At 55.4% G+C, this 17056-nt stretch carries 14 protein-coding genes and 1 pseudogene; 9 read left to right on the top strand and 6 right to left on the bottom strand.

Annotated features, from left to right (window positions below):
- Positions 1-182 precede the first annotated feature (182 nt).
- A complete protein-coding gene (locus JK223_RS03600) occupies positions 183-575 on the bottom strand; it encodes a VOC family protein (RefSeq protein WP_249213452.1) in 393 nt (130 codons plus the stop codon).
- Between the two features lie 736 nt (positions 576-1311).
- Between JK223_RS03600 and JK223_RS03605 the strand changes: the two genes are divergently transcribed.
- Complete coding sequence (locus JK223_RS03605; protein ID WP_212712842.1) at positions 1312-2565, top strand: MFS transporter; 1254 nt, start codon at positions 1312-1314, stop codon at positions 2563-2565.
- Positions 2566-2604: 39 nt separating this feature from the next.
- On the opposite strand, the gene JK223_RS03610 is transcribed toward JK223_RS03605, so the two are convergent.
- Positions 2605-3525 (bottom strand): AraC family transcriptional regulator, encoded by a 921-nt coding sequence (locus JK223_RS03610; RefSeq protein ID WP_212712843.1) that lies wholly within the window; start codon positions 3523-3525, stop codon positions 2605-2607.
- A gap of 104 nt (positions 3526-3629) precedes the next feature.
- Between JK223_RS03610 and JK223_RS03615 the strand changes: the two genes are divergently transcribed.
- The 3 genes from JK223_RS03615 to JK223_RS03625 all read left to right on the top strand — a co-directional run bounded on the left by JK223_RS03615 (position 3630) and on the right by JK223_RS03625 (position 5759).
- Positions 3630-4460, top strand: coding sequence for an oxidoreductase (locus tag JK223_RS03615; RefSeq protein ID WP_212712970.1), 831 nt, complete (start codon positions 3630-3632; stop codon positions 4458-4460).
- 328 nt (positions 4461-4788) lie between these two features.
- Positions 4789-5187 (top strand): VOC family protein, encoded by a 399-nt coding sequence (locus JK223_RS03620; protein WP_212712844.1) that lies wholly within the window; start codon positions 4789-4791, stop codon positions 5185-5187.
- Between the two features lie 122 nt (positions 5188-5309).
- Positions 5310-5759, top strand: coding sequence for a GNAT family N-acetyltransferase (locus tag JK223_RS03625; RefSeq protein WP_212712845.1), 450 nt, complete (start codon positions 5310-5312; stop codon positions 5757-5759).
- A gap of 326 nt (positions 5760-6085) precedes the next feature.
- On the opposite strand, the gene JK223_RS03630 is transcribed toward JK223_RS03625, so the two are convergent.
- Positions 6086-7006 carry an alpha/beta fold hydrolase gene (locus JK223_RS03630; protein ID WP_212712846.1) on the bottom strand — a complete coding sequence of 307 codons (921 nt, stop codon included), beginning with the start codon at positions 7004-7006 and terminating at the stop codon, positions 6086-6088.
- A gap of 279 nt (positions 7007-7285) precedes the next feature.
- Positions 7286-8221 carry a LysR family transcriptional regulator gene (locus JK223_RS03635; RefSeq protein WP_212712847.1) on the bottom strand — a complete coding sequence of 312 codons (936 nt, stop codon included), beginning with the start codon at positions 8219-8221 and terminating at the stop codon, positions 7286-7288.
- 188 nt (positions 8222-8409) lie between these two features.
- Between JK223_RS03635 and JK223_RS03640 the strand changes: the two genes are divergently transcribed.
- The 5 genes and pseudogenes from JK223_RS03640 to JK223_RS16870 all read left to right on the top strand — a co-directional run.
- Entirely contained in the window at positions 8410-9411 is a 1002-nt protein-coding gene (locus JK223_RS03640) for a zinc-binding alcohol dehydrogenase family protein (RefSeq protein ID WP_212712848.1), read from the top strand.
- Between the two features lie 1054 nt (positions 9412-10465).
- Complete coding sequence (locus tag JK223_RS03645; RefSeq protein ID WP_212712849.1) at positions 10466-11080, top strand: alpha/beta hydrolase; 615 nt, start codon at positions 10466-10468, stop codon at positions 11078-11080.
- 664 nt (positions 11081-11744) lie between these two features.
- Positions 11745-12674 (top strand): 4-hydroxyproline epimerase, encoded by a 930-nt coding sequence (locus JK223_RS03650; RefSeq protein WP_212712850.1) that lies wholly within the window; start codon positions 11745-11747, stop codon positions 12672-12674.
- 182 nt (positions 12675-12856) lie between these two features.
- On the top strand, positions 12857-14131 hold the full coding sequence (locus JK223_RS03655; RefSeq protein ID WP_256437055.1) for an FAD-binding oxidoreductase: 1275 nt from the start codon (positions 12857-12859) through the stop codon (positions 14129-14131).
- 449 nt (positions 14132-14580) lie between these two features.
- Positions 14581-14793 (top strand): annotated as a pseudogene (locus JK223_RS16870) (transposase); the annotation flags it as partial.
- A gap of 145 nt (positions 14794-14938) precedes the next feature.
- Here the strand turns inward: JK223_RS16870 and JK223_RS03660 are convergent.
- Together JK223_RS03660 and JK223_RS03665 are read right to left on the bottom strand one after the other, a co-directional pair.
- Complete coding sequence (locus JK223_RS03660; protein ID WP_212712852.1) at positions 14939-15583, bottom strand: LysE family translocator; 645 nt, start codon at positions 15581-15583, stop codon at positions 14939-14941.
- Positions 15584-15715: 132 nt separating this feature from the next.
- Positions 15716-17041, bottom strand: a complete 1326-nt coding sequence (locus tag JK223_RS03665; RefSeq protein ID WP_212712853.1) for a solute carrier family 23 protein — start codon at positions 17039-17041, stop codon at positions 15716-15718.
- Positions 17042-17056 lie beyond the last annotated feature (15 nt).

The following is a 17056-nucleotide window of genomic DNA, read 5'->3' on the forward strand; positions in this document are numbered from 1 at the left end:
CGGTGACGCTATCGGGTCTCCGGTGAGCCACTCTGTACGATTATAGTGGGTACCATTGAACCGACAGACAGGCGGGTGCTGAGGTAAAAGAGGAAGGGGACGGGTGACCCCGGGAAGGATCACCGTAAATCTCAGACAGTAAACCCGGAACCCTGGCAGGATACTGCGCAGAGACCGGTAAATCACTCCGCACAGTAAAACTCGATACGTATCCCGCCGGGTTCATAGCACATCATATGCATTGCTGGCCCTTCTCCCAGGAGCGTGGGTTCAAATTCTATTTCGATATTATTTTCCTTTAATATCGCATAAATCCGCAACAGTTCCTCTCTGCTGTTAACCCTTAAGGCCAGGTGATGCAATCCGATGTTTGTTTTACGGTTAAAGTTAACGGGCTCTTCAGTCTGCGTTTTCCACAGCGTAATCATTATCTCATTATCTTTTACAAAGATGGCCGGATAATCGTCCCGTCGTTTTACTACCACCCAGCCGAGCAGGCGGGTGAAAAATTCAGCGCTTTCTTCGGGGTCAGCTACCGTTAAACCAATGTGATGTACGCCGGTGGTCAAAGTCATGATGATGGCTCTCCTTCAGAGGCTGATGCAGCGAATCATCACTATGAGCTAAACCTTTTTCACTCTGCAACAGCAAATAGTGCCCGCATGGAAAAACGTATCGGGTCACAACTGCCGCGGGCAGATCTTTCAGCGCATGAGACAGATTTTTCCGTAATCCTTGCTCGGGGTGACAGCCGGCTGTCACTCAGACAACGATATCTTGAGGGGGTAGTCAGTGCCTGATACCGGCGTTCGCCGGTTTCAACAGAAACAACGGCGGTTAAATGATTAGCCTGACATTACCGACTGGCAGCAATATTTTTCCCGTAAACAGCAAACAGCAAACAGCAAACAGCAAACAGCAAACAGCAAACAGCAAACAGCAAACAGCAAACAGCAAACAGCAACCCGTAACCCACAACCCGTAACCCACAACCCGTAACCCACAACCCGGTAGCCCGGGCTGGCACCGGAGATTATCAGCGTACAGACGTTCAGAGGGGCGTGAGCCTCCCCGCCAGACTCTCTCCGTGAACGGACTACTGTTTATAACAGCAGTAATCACCGAATTTTAATGGCGACCTGATCGCTTCCCCTACATTGCTCTTCCAACAGTAACCTTTACCGTATTATCGGGTGAATCAAACCGGACACTTATATTTGTATTGCGGGCGATGGGGAATAATCTTATTAATATTGAGTGGGTTATTCGTGGCCGTACTCTGGCAAATTAAAATTATAAAAAGGATAGATTATGACAACCAGTTCTGCGGCTGAAGAGGGGCCGGCGCCTGGATTATTCCGGACGCTGAAAACTTTTCCGCTGGCTGTTCACTCGCTGCTCTTTTTCACGCTGGTGATCCGTTTCAGCTATTTTATGGCCTGGCCGTTTATCGCAGTGATCATGACACGGAATTATCATATGTCGCCGATCGCCATCGGTCTGGCAATGACCAGCAGCGCACTGTTCTCGGCGGTGCTCGGTATGTACGGTGGGCATATTTCTGACCGGCTCGGGCGGCGGGTTATCCTGATGCTGGGCTGTGCGTTTTCTGCGCTGGGATATATCCTGCTTGCTCAGGCAAACGGCATCGTGCTGTTTATTATCGGCCTGATGATCATCGGCGTCTCGTTTGCATGGGTCGACCCGCCGTTGCGGGCACTGATGAGTGATTTACTGGGGGATCGCCGTCGTCGTGCACTTGCCCTGCAACTGCGCTATTACCTGATCAATATCGCGGCCGTTTTTGGCCCGCTGGTCGGGATTGCCTTTGGACTGACCTCTCAGAAAGGGACATTCCTGATCACCGGACTGTCGTATGTTCCGTTCTTCGTCTATGTGCTGCTGTTTATCCCTGCGGGTAAATTACAGAAGGGCTCACAACAGGACAGCGGCGTGACGATTAAACTCCATACCGTCACAGGGATTATTGCCAGGGATAAAATCTACATTGCCGCGCTGCTGTGCAGTATTTTGTGCAGTATCGTGTTCATGCACTACGAAGCCATACTGCCACAGTATATCCTGCGATTTAACAGTAATGCCGCGGTCAGGCTGATCACCCTGATCCTGGTCACGAACGCCTGTACTGTGCTGTTTTTCCAGACCTTTATGACGCGATTTCTGACAAATATACCGCTGCCGAAACGTATTCTTTTGGGCGGAGCCATATTTGCGGTGTCACAACTCTGTTTCTTTTGTGTACGTACGCCGGATATCTGGCCCTGGCTGATGGTGACCGCGGTGTTCAGTGTCGGAGAAGCGATCCTGATGCCGAACCTGAACATTTTGCTCGATCAGCTGGCACCTTCAGAATATCGGGGGGCTTATCTCGGCGCATCAATGCTGTCGACATTAGGCATTGCTGCCGGGCCATTAATCGGCGGGGTCATGCTGGCGTTAACCGGTGCCGGGGTCTTTATCTGTACGATGCTGCTCAGTCTGTTATTGTGCGCGATTATTTACGTTTGCAGGGTCAGTATGCTGGCGCGGCTGCAGGAGCCCTGAGCACAGGGAGCACTAAGGCAGGGGTTTGCAACCTCTGCCTTAATGCGAAGAAACAAATATCGTAGCCGGTTGCTCCGGCGGAACGGCGAAGTGCTGCTTCATACGTTTAATCTCTTCTGCCGGGGACAGGCCAAACAAGCGTTTGAATTCACGATTAAATTGTGACGGACTTTCATAGCCGACCGCATAACTTGCGGCTGCAGCAGTGATTTGCTGACGCACCATCAGCATCCGGGCCTGGTGAAGCCGGACCGATTTAACATACTGCATCGGCGGCATTTGAGTAATGGCTTTGAAATGACTGTGAAACGTCGGCACACTCATCCCGGCATCCTGCGCCAGTTGCGTGAGGGTTAGTGCCCCGGCATAGGAGGCGTGGATATGCTGCAGCACTTTACCGATTTTACCGAATTGCCCCGCCAGGGTTAGCGCGGCGCGCATGGCATTGCCCTGTGCCCCCGTCAGCACCCGGAAATAGAGTTCCCGCACCCGGCCCGGCCCGAGGATTGCCGCTTCAGAAGGATGATTCAGCACCTCCAGTAACCGCAGTACGGCAGTATTTACCGTCGCGTCCATCGGGCTGGACATCATGCTTTGCGGCGCGGCGGCGGCAGGATAGGCACCCTGCTGTTCAATCTGCAATATCAGTTCAGCGGCCAGCTGAAAATTCAGGTGCATATAAATCGCCAGTAACGGATGGTCTGCAGATGCGCGGGTTTCCATCTCAAACGGTACCGGCACCGACACCGCCAGGTAGTGCAGTTCATCATACACATAGGTCTGTCGGCCGAAGTAGCCGCGTTTACTGCCCTGACAGACAATCACTATCCCCGGGTCGTAGAGCACCGGTGTTTTTGAAAGGGGGCGGTCGGCACGTAAAATCCGTACATCAGGTAACGCCGTGAGGTTATACCCCTCCAGCGGCGCGAGGGATTTAGTCAGGGAAATAATGCCGGACATGACAGCCCCTCATAAAATCAGGCAATAAAAAGAGAAGATACGGCCTGATAATGTGGCAGAACACAGAATATCCTGCAAGCTGTACTGTTCAACGGAGTATCATGATGACAACTGCAAAAACAATTCTGATCACCGGCGTCAGTAGCGGCTTTGGCCGGGCACTGGCACAGGAAGCCCTCGCGGCGGGCCATCGGGTCATTGGCACCGTGCGCAGCCAGCAGGCACTGGAGGCTTTCGAAGCACTGCATACCCACGCTTACGGCAGGCTGCTGGAAATCACCGATTTCGGGCGTATTAATGAGGTGGTGGCCGGGGTGGAATCTGCCATTGGTCCGGTGGACGTGCTGGTCAATAATGCCGGGTACGGTCATGAGGGCATCATGGAAGAATCCTCGCTCGCAGAGATGCGCCACCAGTTTGATGTCAATGTGTTCGGTGCCGTGGCGATGATCAAAGCCGTACTGCCCGCTATGCGCCAGCGCCGCCGCGGTCATATTATCAATATTACGTCGATGGGTAGCTTTATTACGATGCCCGGCATCAGCTTCTACTGCGGCAGTAAATTTGCTCTGGAAGGGATCTCAGAGACCCTAAGCAAAGAAGTTGCGCCTTTTAATATCCGGGTGACGGCGGTCGCGCCAGGCTCGTTCCGTACCGACTGGGCAGGCCGCTCGATGGTGCGCAGTGCCCGTAGTCTCGCGGACTATGACGCGTCATTTGATCCCATTCGTCAGGCACGCGAGGAAAAAAGCGGTAAGCAGTTGGGCGACCCGGTGAAAGCGGCGCATGCCATACTGACATTAATCGACAGCCAGACGCCGCCTGCGCATCTGTTATTAGGCAGTGATGCCCTGGACTTAGTCCGTCAGAAACTGGCGGCATTAGGCCAGGAAATCGATGACTGGGAATCACTGACCCGCTCAACCGATCATTAAGCCGTCTGGCAGATAAACGGCCCCTGACCCGGGGGAAGCTGGGGGTACTAAAGGGTTACCCCGGCAGGAGGCTGATACGGTTGCCGTTCGCTGCTTTCGGGCATGCGGCCCGGACAGAAGGCGTGGCGATAAGGTGTGTGACTCTGCGGAATGATACACCTTACCCCTCTGTTTTAGCCTGGTCTCTGGATTTACAAACAGAGCCATCGCCATTACAGGGAACGCGACCCGGCCAGATCTGCCTAAGCCGGGACGGCGATATCAGCTGTCCGAACGGGGCCTCCGGACAGGGGGCTTTGAATTTTCACTTCCTCTGAAGGAGCGTTATATGTTGTCCGGAATTAATCACATCACCCTTGCGGTGAGTGATCTGAATGTAAGTTTCGATTTTTACGTTGGCACACTGGGTTTTACCCCCGAAGCGAAATGGGCCAGCGGTGCTTACCTTTCTTCAGGGGGATTTTGGTTATGCCTCGCACTGGATAAACCCGCAGCAGGAAATGACGGCACACATTATGCCTTTAGCGTCTCCGGCGAAGCGTTTGATGTGTTTGCTGAGCGGCTAAGATCCTCCGGGATAACGGAGTGGAAGATAAATAAGAGTGAAGGAAAGTCCGTCTATTTTTTGGACCCTGACGGGCACAAGCTCGAAATCCACGATGGTGATCTGAAAAGCCGTCTTAGCGCTTGCCTGGCTGAACCGTATGAAGGTATGGAGTTTTATTAATTTGCAGTGATCTGCAGGCTATCACTGAAGAAAATCAGGCTGGAAAGCCGCGGCACCGGTTATCTGTGATGCTTATAAGAACAAATTTCAATCACTTCCGGAGTTGAGTGAGGACCCGCGTAATGCCTGTAAAATATCAGAAAGTGGATCCGCAAATGGATCTGTTTGAGGTCTATAAAGAGCATATGCAGCCTTTTATACAGGAGCTTTTTGGCTGGGATGAAGAATTTCAGAAACAGGGGTTCAGCCGTGCTCTCCGGCGTGAGGATTTTCGCTGGGTTATCATTGATGACGTAAAAGCAGGCATTATTCACCGGCAGGCAGAAAACGAAATCATAAAAATTTCGCTGCTGGTGATCTTCAGGCAATTTCAGAGGAGAGGGGTTGGCTACCGGGTAATGACCTCTTTAGTTGACAGTACCGGGGCCGGAAAAACTCTGACCTGGAACTGCCTGAAAAATAACGCGCCTGCGCTGGCTCTGTATAACAAAATTGAAGGTGCTGAGTGCACAGAAGCTGACTATTTCTACTGTTACACATATCAGAATCCGCGCCTGGCACGCGATCAGTAAGCCGGGACTTCCTTCCTGGTGATAAAACCTTCGGCGCAGGGGCAGAGGGGGGCAGGCTTTGTTATCCACCGGACCGCCGGAGTGCATGGCCCGCGGGACGCACCACAGCCACTTCACGGGGAATTGGCGGCCCGGTTGTATAACTCTCGGGAATGCATACGCCCCTGCATGGATTAAGCACCGGGAATGCATCAGTCCCGGCATGATTTACGGAGATAAGTAGTTGCGCCGGAATGCCCGGGCTTCTGCACTCAACGATCCCTAAGCCGGTCTCTTAACCCTTCGCAGGGGCGGGGAGGGGCTAAGAGAACAGAGCAGAGGTCGGATTATCCACGGGGATACCTGGCATAGAAATCGAACAGGGCACGGACGAGTGCCGTCGGGGCTTCTTCAGGAATATAGTGCCCGCACTCAATCAGTGTGGCTTCCAGCCGTTCACAGCGGTCCTGCAGGCTGAGCTGGAGTTTATGACCGGCGCCCTGTGCTGCGCCCCCGGTGAGGACCGGCAGGGTCAGTGTTTGTTGTGAACGCTGCTGTGTGCGCGTTAACTCAGTTTCACTGAAGGCCTCGCGATAGTAACTGAGAGCCGCGCGCAGTGCTCCCGGCCGTGTGTTGACCCGCAGATACTCCTGGCGGTCCCGGGCATCGATAGCCAGCGGGTTACGGGTTTTATTATCGAATAACCAGTCCAGAAACTGCGCTTCACGTCCCGTCAGCAATATTTCCGGTAAATCGGCCAACAGGTTAAAACTGAAATGCCAGCTGGCGGCGGCCTGTTTCGCCGGAGACGGGGCCGGATCGCTACCGGCAGGCACCGGCAGCCCCGGGATCAACGCATCAAACAGCGCCAGACGCCTGACCCGCGCCGGATGATCGCAGGCCAGCGCATAACTGACCCAGCTGCCGACATCATGGGCCACGATATCTGCCGGAGCCTCTCCCAGACTGGCGATCAGGGCCGCGAGGTCGGCGGCCAGCGTCCCGGTATCATAGCCCCGGGTGCCGACCGATGAGTCCCCCATACCCCGTAAATCGACCGCAATTACCCGTCGTCCGGCATCCGCCAGCAGGGGCATCACATAGCGCCAGCAGTACCAGCTTTGCGGCCAGCCAGGCACCAGCAGCAGTGGCTCTCCCTCACCCCCGGCGACATAATGCAGCCGGGTTTCTCCGGTATCAAAGGTGCCGTGGGAAAAACGGTTAAAAAAGGTGGTGGCATCAAACGGGGTAATGGCGGTGTCATTCATCAGTTTATTCTCTCAGTGAACCGGAAGGTCATGATTTCCGGCGTCGCTCCGCAACAGGCCCGTTGCCGGGCCGTAAAAACTTCCGGCCGGGATAGACTGCCCCGGCGGAAAACGCCAGACAGATAACCCAGGTATAGGATCCGGCCGGTGAAAATGGCGTGCCTCAGCGGTGGCAATCGGCTTCACGCAGGATGCGGGCCAGCGACGGGGAACCCCGGGGGCGGTTAATCAACAGACCTTAGGCGAGGATCGCCGGACGATCAAGGTGAATTAATGATATCAGGAGGCAGAAGCCTGCTTCAGCGCCTCCGGCAGTCTGCCGGTGATTTCCTGCAGATGCCGGCTCAGTTCACTGCGTAATAAACGGATGGCCGGGGAAAATTCTTTACGGTGCGGACATATCAGATACAGCGGGGCGGACTCTCCCGGAATATCGGTAAGCAACAGCTTAAGTCGTCCGGCAAGCACGTCTTCACTGACATCAATCCACGACTTATAGGCGATACCGTGACCCGCTACCGCCCAGCGCCGCACCACATCGGCATCATCACATAGCCACTGACTGGTCAGCGCGATGCGCTGCATGCCTCCGGCCTGCGGAAACGCCCATTTATCATAAATATGGCCCTTCAGGCTGTAGAGCAGACACACGTGATCCACTAACTGCTCAGGGATCCGGGGCTGACCACAGCGCGCCAGATAATCCGGCGAGGCCACTACCACCCGGCGATTCTCTTCCGTCAGGGGTTGTGCGATGTAGTGGCGATTATCCGGAATACCGTAACGAATAGCGATATCGACCGGGTCGCGGAAAATATCACTCATCTGATCAGACAGGGACAGCTGTAACGTCAGTTCGCGGTGACTGCTGCAAAAATCACTGATCCAGGGCAACAGCAGGTTACGGCCACAATCTGAAGGCAGGGCAAGGCGCAGGGTGCCCCGTAATTCGTTGTCACGGGGATGCAGGATCTCTTCACCCGCCTGCATCACCGACAGAATTTCTTCCGCATACGGCAAATATTTTTCTCCCTCCGCACTCAGACGTAAGCTGCGGGTGGAACGTGCAAACAGCCGGGTATTGAGCCGGGTTTCCAGCCTCTGGATAGCCGCACTGACCTGGCCCGGTAACAGGCCAGCCTCACGTGCCGCGCGGGAGAAACTGCCCAGCGCAGCCACCCGCAGAAATAACCTGAGATCTTCAGGACGAACCATCGCTGCCTCCGTTATCGTGCCATGCTGACGGGCCGGATTGCCCCGGTTTCTGACGGTAATCGTAGCCGTTTTCACAAAAATTGTGAAAGTCTTACTCTGCAAAGGTACTGTTTCTGCTGCCGGCCGTCGGCCAGAATGTAGGCAGACAGCAAAGGCTGTGACCCGTATTCAACCTGAGGAGTGCAGAAATGAAAGCTATCGTATATCAGCAGGCAGGTTTACCGTTAACCGATCCGCAATCGCTGTATGACACTGAACTGGAAAAACCACAGCCCTCCGGTCATGACCTGCTGGTGAAAATTAAGGCCATCTCGGTAAACCCTGTCGATACGAAAGTACGTCACGGCGATAATCCGTCCTCACCCAAAGTGCTGGGCTGGGATGCCTGCGGGGTGGTGGAAGCCGTAGGTGACAGTGTCACATTATTCAGCCCCGGAGATGAAGTTTTCTATGCGGGGTCACTAATCCGTCCGGGCACCTATGCGGAGTATCACCTGGTGGATGAACGTATTACCGGCCGTAAACCCGCCAGCCTGAGTGCGGCAGAAGCCGCCGCACTTCCGCTGACCTCCCTGACCGCCTGGGAATTGTTATTTGACCGCTTACAGGTCGGAGGGGGCCAGGGGAAAAGCCTGTTGATCGTCGGTGCAGGCGGGGGTGTGGGCTCCATTCTGACACAGCTGGCCAGCCGGCTGACCGGCCTGACGGTGATCGGCACGGCTTCACGCCCGGAAACCCGTCAGTGGGTTGAATCGCTGGGTGCCGATCATGTTATCGACCACCGGCAGCCGTTCAGTGAGCAACTGGCGGCAAAAGGTATCCGTTCGGTCGATTATGTGGCCAGCCTGACCCATACCGATGATTATTATGACCAGCTGGTTGAAATACTGACCCCGCAGGGGCGGTTGGGATTAATCGATGATCCAAAAACGCTGGATGCCATGCCGCTGAAGCGTAAAGCGATTTCGCTGCACTGGGAACTGATGTTTACCCGTTCGCTGTATACCACGGAAGATATGATCCGTCAGCACGAGATCCTGAATGATATTGCATCACTGATCGATAACGGAACCTTGCGGACCACCCTGGCTGAACATGCGGGTAAAATTACTGCCGCCAGCCTGCGGGAAGCACACCGCAGGATAGAAAGCGGACGGTCACGCGGTAAGATAGTGCTGGAAGGCTTCTGATACTGCCACGCCCGGCGGCGCTGGCCACGGGCAAACCCCGCCAAAGAAGGCATCAGTCCCCGGCCGGTGCAGCCTCCGGAAATGCGGGGCCGTGAGAGGCTCTGTCCCGGGGGCAAATACAGTCGTTCCCGGCCCCAGGTTTCCAGGGGCTCCATCGAATAACGGCATTAGCTAGTGCGGCTTCCCGATGCGCGGGGCTGTTTGAGGCTCTGTCCCTGGGCAAATACAGTGATTCCCGAATCGGTCTGGTTACCGGTATCCCTGAAGAATAACAGCATCCGCCATTGACCAATGCGGCTTCCCGAAATGCGGGGCCGTGAGAGGAGCTGTGCCCCGGGGTAAATACAGCCATGTCCGAATCGGTCTGGTTACCGGTGTCCCCGCAGAATAACGGCATCAGCCATTAGCTAGTGCGGCTTCCCGATGCGCGGGGCCTTTTGAGGCTCTGTGGCGGGGGCAAACGTATTCATGCCTGGCCCGCTTCGGTTACCCGGGCCCCTATCGGATACGGTTACCAGACTTTCCATAGAATAATGGCATCAGCCATTAACCAATGTGGCTTCCCGAAATGCGTGGCCGTTACAGACTCTGTTCCGGGGGGCAAACACAGTTATCCCCGGCCCGCTTCGGTTAGCGGTATTACTCCCTGTCTGATCGGGCGGAAAGACGCTTTCTAAAGCCGTTCCCGGGATGATCGGGCAGGGGCAGTATTCCGAAGCCACTGGCGGACAACATTCACCGAAGTTTTTGCTACACTGGCGGTAACGGCACGGCAATACGTGTTGCCTGGCGATTTTACCCGGGCCGACCCGTGCTTATCACCGGGCGGCTGGTCTGCACTGGAACCAACGCGGGCAGGGGCTTCCGGACGTGCCGTATTTTCTGTTTATCTGCCGCAGGTCCGGTCTGCACCGGGGCTTCCGGGGCCCGGGCTCCGTCATCCGGTACCTGCAAAACAACTGACATCGATTTTATTTGAATGACACACTGACTCCGACGGGCAGTGTGCCAGCCGGGCCTGGCTGATGCGGGCCGGGACTGTGAGAGGACAACTATGAGCAAGCAAATTGTAATTCTGTTACACGGCGTAGGCAGTAATGGTGCAGACCTGCAGGGATTGGGAGATTTCTGGGCGGAGTCGTTTCCGGGACTGACCTGCATCGCACCCGATGCCCCTTTTCCTTGTGATATGGGGTCCGGCTATCAGTGGTTCAGTGTCAACGGGGTAACCGATGAAAACCGTCCGGCGCGGATTGCCGAAGCCAGAACGTCGTTCGATGCGGCCCTGCAAAAGATTTTCAGTCAGTACGGTATCACGCCGGAGGATGAAGTGGTCCTGACCGGTTTTTCTCAGGGCAGTATCATGGCACTGGATGCTCTGGCGAGGGCGGCATTTCCGCTGGCCGGTGTGATCGCATTTTCAGGACGTCTCGCCTCTCCGCCGCCTCTGCACCCGGCCCCGGGCAGTAAAGTGTTGCTGATCCACGGCCAGGACGATCAGGTGATCCCGTGGACCGAAAGCCGCCATGCAGAGCAACAACTGACCGCGGCCGGGGTGGAGGTCACCTCGTTCTATCAGCCAGGCGTTCCGCATACGATCTCCGGTGAAGGTGTCGCAGAGGCGACGGACTTTATTCAGCAGTGTTTTGATCTGCCGGACGACGAATAAGCGACAGTATAGTTAACCAGGAGGCTTCCCCTGGTATGCTGAACAGTGACATGGCCCCCCTGAGTGGGGGGTTACACGAGACCCCCGCAACAAGGCTTCACCCGCCAATCTCTTTCAAAGCTCCGTGCTATCCCGCTGACACACCCGCTTTCCGGCATCTGAGAGTGCCGCTGCTGCCATATTATCCGCTTACCGAAGATAGGAAATAGGATCGCCGGTCATCATCGGCTGCCCCTTGTTTAATGGCGTCTGACAACTTCATTTAAGAAAATCTCTGTCGTCCCGGCGAAGGGTCTTGTCATTTTACGGGGCAAACATGCCCTGATGTGGCGCATCAGGCGTCCGTGGTCGCAGAGAAATACCGCAGGATCAGGGGATTCGAAGATGGCACATAAAATGCAATATCATATATGGTATCCGATATCTTATGTCAGTCCGGCACAGCGAATTAATCCGTGGGCCTTAACCGGTGTAAGAGTGAAAATCGTTACCGGGGTAATGAGCCCCGCTCGGGGAACAGACCGGTTCTGTTACCACGCCAGCAATACCGGCTGAGACCCTGTCCGCCAGGATAATGACTCTGCCTGTGGTCATCTGCCGGCGGGGGATCTCTCCGTTGCGGAGAACGTTTACTGAGATGACTTTTAACAGACAGGAAAAAGTGATGAAGCGTATTTCGATTATCGACTCGCATACCGGCGGGGAACCTACCAGGCTCGTCATCGATGGTTTTCCGGATACCGGTAACGGGTCGATGAAACAACGGATGGATATACTCTCCGCCCGGCATGATGACTTCAGGCGAACATGCATTTTGGAACCCAGAGGCAACGATATTCTGGTGGGCGCTTTACTCTGTACTCCTGTTGACAGTACCGCCTGTGCAGGCGTGATTTTCTTTAATAATACCGGCTATCTGGGCATGTGTGGACACGGAACCATCGGGCTGGTGCGTTCGCTGGCCTATATGGGAAAAATTACGGCGGGTAGTCATAAGATTGAAACACCGGTCGGGACGGTGACGGCCATTCTCCATGAGGATCATTCTGTCAGTGTCCGTAATGTCTCATCCTGGCGTTTTAAGAAAGACGTTGACGTTCAGACACCGTCTTTCGGCACCATCACGGGGGATATAGCCTGGGGCGGTAACTGGTTTTTCCTGGTGAATAACCCAGGTATGGCCGTTTCAAAAGAAAATATTCCTCAGCTGACGGTGTTATCGCTGGAATTGCAGAGCGAGCTGAAGCGGCAGGGGATTTGCGGAGAAAACGGGGCGCTGATCGATCATATCGAACTTTTTGCGGCTGACGCTATGGCCGATAGCCGCAATTTTGTGATGTGCCCCGGAGGAAGCTATGACCGTTCGCCGTGCGGTACAGGGACCAGCGCAAAACTGGCCTGCCTGGCAGCCGACGGAAAATTAGCACCAGGAACACTCTGGCGACAGGCCGGCATCACCGGCAGCGTGTTCGAAGCTTACTATGAGGCCGCCGAAGAAGGCATACAGCCGGTGATCCGCGGAAATGCCTGGGTCTGTGCAGAAACCACTCTGCTGATGGATGAGGATGACCCTTTTGCGGGGGGGATCGTATAAACCGGAGACGAGGGCGGTCCAGTGGTAAAGATGGCCGGGAAAGCCCCTCCGTCAGGGGGTTACTCATCAGTTAGCCGGGTAAAAAGTCGTGCAACACTGTTAACTGCGACACTTTATTCTGCAACAGACCGGACGTGCCGAGGATTTTGCTGCCGGAAGGGCGCTGATGCACCTTCCTGTAAATGCCGGCACGGAATAATATCAGAGGCTTAGCTATGAAAAAAGTGACTGTCATCGGTGCCGGCATTGTCGGCCTTTCCGTGGCTTATCACCTGCAGAAACAGGGCGCAGACGTTACCGTAATCGATAAAGACCCTGCCGGGGATAAGGTGTCCTTCGGCAATGCCGGCTCGATTGCCGTGATGGAAGTGAATCCGGCGGCCATGCCGGGCGTGTTTATGAAAGTGCCCGGCTGGATGCTGGATCCCCTGGGGCCATTGTCGCTGCGTCCCGCACACTCACTGAAAATGTTACCGTGGCTGTATCGTTTTTATAAAGCCGGCCGAAAAAATGCCGGGCTACCGCTCCATCAGGCGCTGGCTGCGCTTAACCGACGGGCGTTTGATGATTTACAATCCATGCTGGCAGATACGGGGCTGAGCGGCGAGTTACACCGTAAGGGGGCATTGATCGTCTATGAGAGTGACGCCGGGTTTGAGGCGGATAAATCGGTCTGGGAAATGCGTAAGCGAGCCGGTGTGGAAGCTCACTCTCTGTCGTCGGAGGAAGCCCGGCAGCTTGAGCCTGATCTCGGCAGCCGGGTCCGTCATGGGGTATTTGCCCCACAGGCCGGAGTGGTCAGTGACCCGAAAGTACTGACAGATAAACTTCGTGAATGGCTGGCGGGCCATGGGGTCAGGATCCTGCGGGGGGAAGTGACGGGGATCAGGCCTGCTGCGCACGGAACTCAGCAGGTTCTGCTGAGTAATGATCTGCGGATTGACGCCGATGATGTCGTTATCGCGGCGGGAGTCTGGTCGCAAGCGTTAACCCGTCAGCTGGGGGAGCAATGTTGCCTGGAAAGTGAACGGGGATACAATACGACGCTGAAGGACCCTCAGGTCTCGCTCTCCCGCGAAGTTATTTTTGCCGAGCGGAAATTTGTCATCACCCCGCTGAGCTGTGGCCTGCGTATCGGCGGGGCAGCGGAATTCGGGGGGATCTCCAGCCCGCCGAATTACCAGCGTTCAGAGGCATTGGTCACGCTGGCTAAAATGTACCTGCCGGGCCTGGATTCCGGGCGAGGGATACCCTGGGCAGGGCACCGGCCAAGTACGCCGGACAGTCTGCCGGTAATCGGACCTTCGCTGGCACATAAACATGTGTTCTATGCCTTCGGCCATGGACACCTCGGGTTAACGCAATGTGCGACAACCGGACAGTTAATTGCAGATTTAGTCTATGGCCACCCCCCCGCCGTCGATCTCACTCCCTATTCGATTGCGCGATTTCAGTAACGGACAAACGCCGGATTACCGCAAGGCTCCTGCGGCTGAACGGTGGTCTGTACGGGTTGACAGGAGCCCGATCAGGAAGCGTTTTACCGCACAGCCGTACGGGGAGAAATGAACGATTTCAGTAACGAACAAACGCCCGGATGACCGGAGGGCTCTGCGGCTGAACGGTGGACAGGCTGTACCGGGGACTGTTCAGGAAGCGTTTTCACGTACCGGCCTCTGAGAGCGCAACCAGGCCAACGGATGTTGCCTTTCGGTTCGGTGCTGAAAATCGTTAAAAATGGAATGATCTGTATTCCCTTTTTCGTCTACGGAAATCTCACGGGCAGGCCGGGGGTTCCGTAAAGCTTTCAGCGTTGGGCCGCAGATAAAAACCCCTTTTGATTTGTTAAACCCCCTTGCGGTCTGGCAACTGCAAAGGTTTAACAGGACATCAAAAGGGGGGCCCGGTGAGGACCGAAAAGAGCTTAGCGTATATCCGATGGCACTGTAAATATCACAGCGTTGTCGCCCCTAAGTACCGAAGACAGATCTTTTATGGAGAGCGGCGAAGGCAATAGGGAAAATATTAAGAAAGCTGTGTGAATAAAAAAAGTGAATATCCCGGAAGCAGAATGTCGCTTCATATGTTTTTGGATATCCCGACCAGGATGAGTGTATCTAATCCAAAATATACGTCAGGTTGCGATGCGCCTGTCAGGACGCTGCGGGTAAGAAAGCCTGACAGGCGCATTTGAAAAATCTCCGTCTGTGCCGGAGGATATTTATTACCTGGCGGTGGCTCCGGCCAAAGGCCGGCGAACGTGCCTAACGGCGGGTCAGCGCCAGGCGGATCCCTAAACCGATAAAGGCGGTCCCCACGATCCTGTCCATCACCCGCTGCAAACGCTGATTTCCTGCAAATTTATCAGAAGCTCCGCCGGCCAGCAGCGCGCAGGAGATATCGACCATAAAGGCGACCAGGGCATAGGTCATGCCGAGGATCAGGAAAGAGGCGGTCTGATGCGCACCATGCGGTGTAACAAACTGCGGGAAGAAAGAGATAAAGAAAAGTAATACTTTAGGGTTGGTCAGTGTGGTGATAAAGCCCTTACACAGCAAACTGCCGGCGGCAATGCCGTTCACCGGAACCACTGTTTCTGCAGGGGATGAGGCCTGTTTCCTGAAGGTCGACAGGATCATCTTTGCCCCGAGGAAGACCAGATACAAAGCACCGAGGAATTTCACTATCGAAAACATCAGTGGTGACGCGGCGATCACCGCAGTCAGTCCCAGGGTACTGGCCAGCGCATGGGTACAGCTCCCCAGCGCTACGCCGCTGGCAGAAAAGAATCCGGCACGTCGGCCATTGACCACACTTTGTCCGATCACATAAGCCATATCCGGGCCGGGGGTGACTGACAGCAGAAAAACAGATAACACAAAAACGCTATAGCTGGTGATATCGAACATCGTGTCCTCAGTAAGACAGAAGGGGCCTGTGCAGGATACTATCGCAGAAAGTTAACTAAATCTTAATTAACGTCACCGAAAATTTCTTACCGCCCCGGGGTGAAGCGGTAAGAAACGGCGTGGAAACGAAGGTTATCGGGCACGGCCGGGGAGGCTGGCATCTTGCCCGGTTTTTTTACGCGGATAACTTAAGAAGGCATTAAGCAGGATGGCGCCAAAGGTGGCCGTACCGATACCGCTCAGGGTAAAGCTGCCGATATTCAGGGAGAAGTTACCGGCACCCAGCACCAGCGTCACTGCGACCATGATCAGATGGTTATTACGACTCAGGTCGACCTGATGCTGTACCCAGATACGCGCCCCGGAAACCGCAATCAGACCGAAAACGACCACCGAGGCTCCCCCAATCACCGGTGCGGGAATGGTGTGGATTAAGGCCCCGAACTTCGGTGAAAAACCGAGTAACAGTGCGATCACGGCCGCCGCGACAAAGGCCAGCGTGGAATAGACTTTGGTGATCGCCATCACGCCGATATTTTCGGCGTAGGTGGTAACGCCACAGCCCCCGACTGCGCCGGATAACAGTGTCGCCAGACCGTCAGCAAAAAAGGCGCGCCCGGTCCAGGGGGGCATATCATTACCGGTCATACCGGCGACCGCTTTCAGATGACCGAGGTTTTCGGCCACCAGGATGATCGCCACCGGCGCAATCATAATCATCGCCTGAAGGTCGAATACCGGTGCCGTGGTCGCCGGTAGCCCGAACCATGGTGCTGAGGCCAGCGCGGAGAAGTCCACCGGTTTCCCCAGCCCCAGACCGTTGGTCAGCAGGGCATAGATGGCCCAGGCCAGGCAGAGGCCGGTCAGCAGTAATAACCGCTGTACAATTCCGCGGGTAAAAACCGCTACCAGGCCGATACAAACCACCGTGATCACCGCCACCCAGCTATCAAACCCGGATCCGGACACACTATGGATAGCGACCGGTGCCAGATTAAGGCCGATTGCCATGACCACGGCACCGGTGACGGCCGGCGGCATCAACTTTTCTATCCAGCCCGCGCCGGTTTTCATCACGATAAGCCCGATAACGGCATAGACGGCACCACAGGCAATTATCCCCCCCAGCGCCAGTCCCAGATGCGGATTCAGCCCCTGACCGGTAAATCCGGTGACGGCTATCACCACACCGACAAATGAGGCACTGGACCCGAGATACGCGGGCACCCGGCCACGGGTGATCACAAAGAATAACAGCGTACCGATGCCGGACATCAGGATACTCAGGTTCGGATCCAGCCCCATCAGCAGGGGCATCAGCACCGTGGCACCAAACATCGCCACCGCGTGCTGTAACCCGAGGATCAGGGTCGGGCCGGCCGGCAGGGTTTCATCGGGGGCGATCACGCCACCTTCGGGTAATGCCGTTTTTTTTCGCCAAACAGGAAACCAGTTCATAGACGCTGTACTCCG

Origin of the sequence: Tatumella sp. JGM118, from assembly GCF_018257515.1 — a bacterium.
GTDB classification, from domain to species: domain Bacteria; phylum Pseudomonadota; class Gammaproteobacteria; order Enterobacterales; family Enterobacteriaceae; genus Tatumella; species Tatumella terrea.

Excerpts from the sequence above, each read along its gene's own strand:
- JK223_RS03600 (WP_249213452.1), bottom strand. The coding sequence starts at position 575 with ATGACTTTGACCACCGGCGTACATCACATTGGTTTAACGGTAGCTGAC.
- JK223_RS03605 (WP_212712842.1), top strand. The coding sequence starts at position 1,312 with ATGACAACCAGTTCTGCGGCTGAAGAGGGGCCGGCGCCTGGATTATTC.
- JK223_RS03610 (WP_212712843.1), bottom strand. The coding sequence starts at position 3,525 with ATGTCCGGCATTATTTCCCTGACTAAATCCCTCGCGCCGCTGGAGGGG.
- JK223_RS03615 (WP_212712970.1), top strand. The coding sequence starts at position 3,630 with ATGACAACTGCAAAAACAATTCTGATCACCGGCGTCAGTAGCGGCTTT.
- JK223_RS03620 (WP_212712844.1), top strand. The coding sequence starts at position 4,789 with ATGTTGTCCGGAATTAATCACATCACCCTTGCGGTGAGTGATCTGAAT.
- JK223_RS03625 (WP_212712845.1), top strand. The coding sequence starts at position 5,310 with ATGCCTGTAAAATATCAGAAAGTGGATCCGCAAATGGATCTGTTTGAG.
- JK223_RS03630 (WP_212712846.1), bottom strand. The coding sequence starts at position 7,006 with ATGAATGACACCGCCATTACCCCGTTTGATGCCACCACCTTTTTTAAC.
- JK223_RS03635 (WP_212712847.1), bottom strand. The coding sequence starts at position 8,221 with ATGGTTCGTCCTGAAGATCTCAGGTTATTTCTGCGGGTGGCTGCGCTG.
- JK223_RS03640 (WP_212712848.1), top strand. The coding sequence starts at position 8,410 with ATGAAAGCTATCGTATATCAGCAGGCAGGTTTACCGTTAACCGATCCG.
- JK223_RS03645 (WP_212712849.1), top strand. The coding sequence starts at position 10,466 with ATGAGCAAGCAAATTGTAATTCTGTTACACGGCGTAGGCAGTAATGGT.
- JK223_RS03650 (WP_212712850.1), top strand. The coding sequence starts at position 11,745 with ATGAAGCGTATTTCGATTATCGACTCGCATACCGGCGGGGAACCTACC.
- JK223_RS03655 (WP_256437055.1), top strand. The coding sequence starts at position 12,857 with ATGCCGGCACGGAATAATATCAGAGGCTTAGCTATGAAAAAAGTGACT.
- JK223_RS03660 (WP_212712852.1), bottom strand. The coding sequence starts at position 15,583 with ATGTTCGATATCACCAGCTATAGCGTTTTTGTGTTATCTGTTTTTCTG.
- JK223_RS03665 (WP_212712853.1), bottom strand. The coding sequence starts at position 17,041 with ATGAACTGGTTTCCTGTTTGGCGAAAAAAAACGGCATTACCCGAAGGT.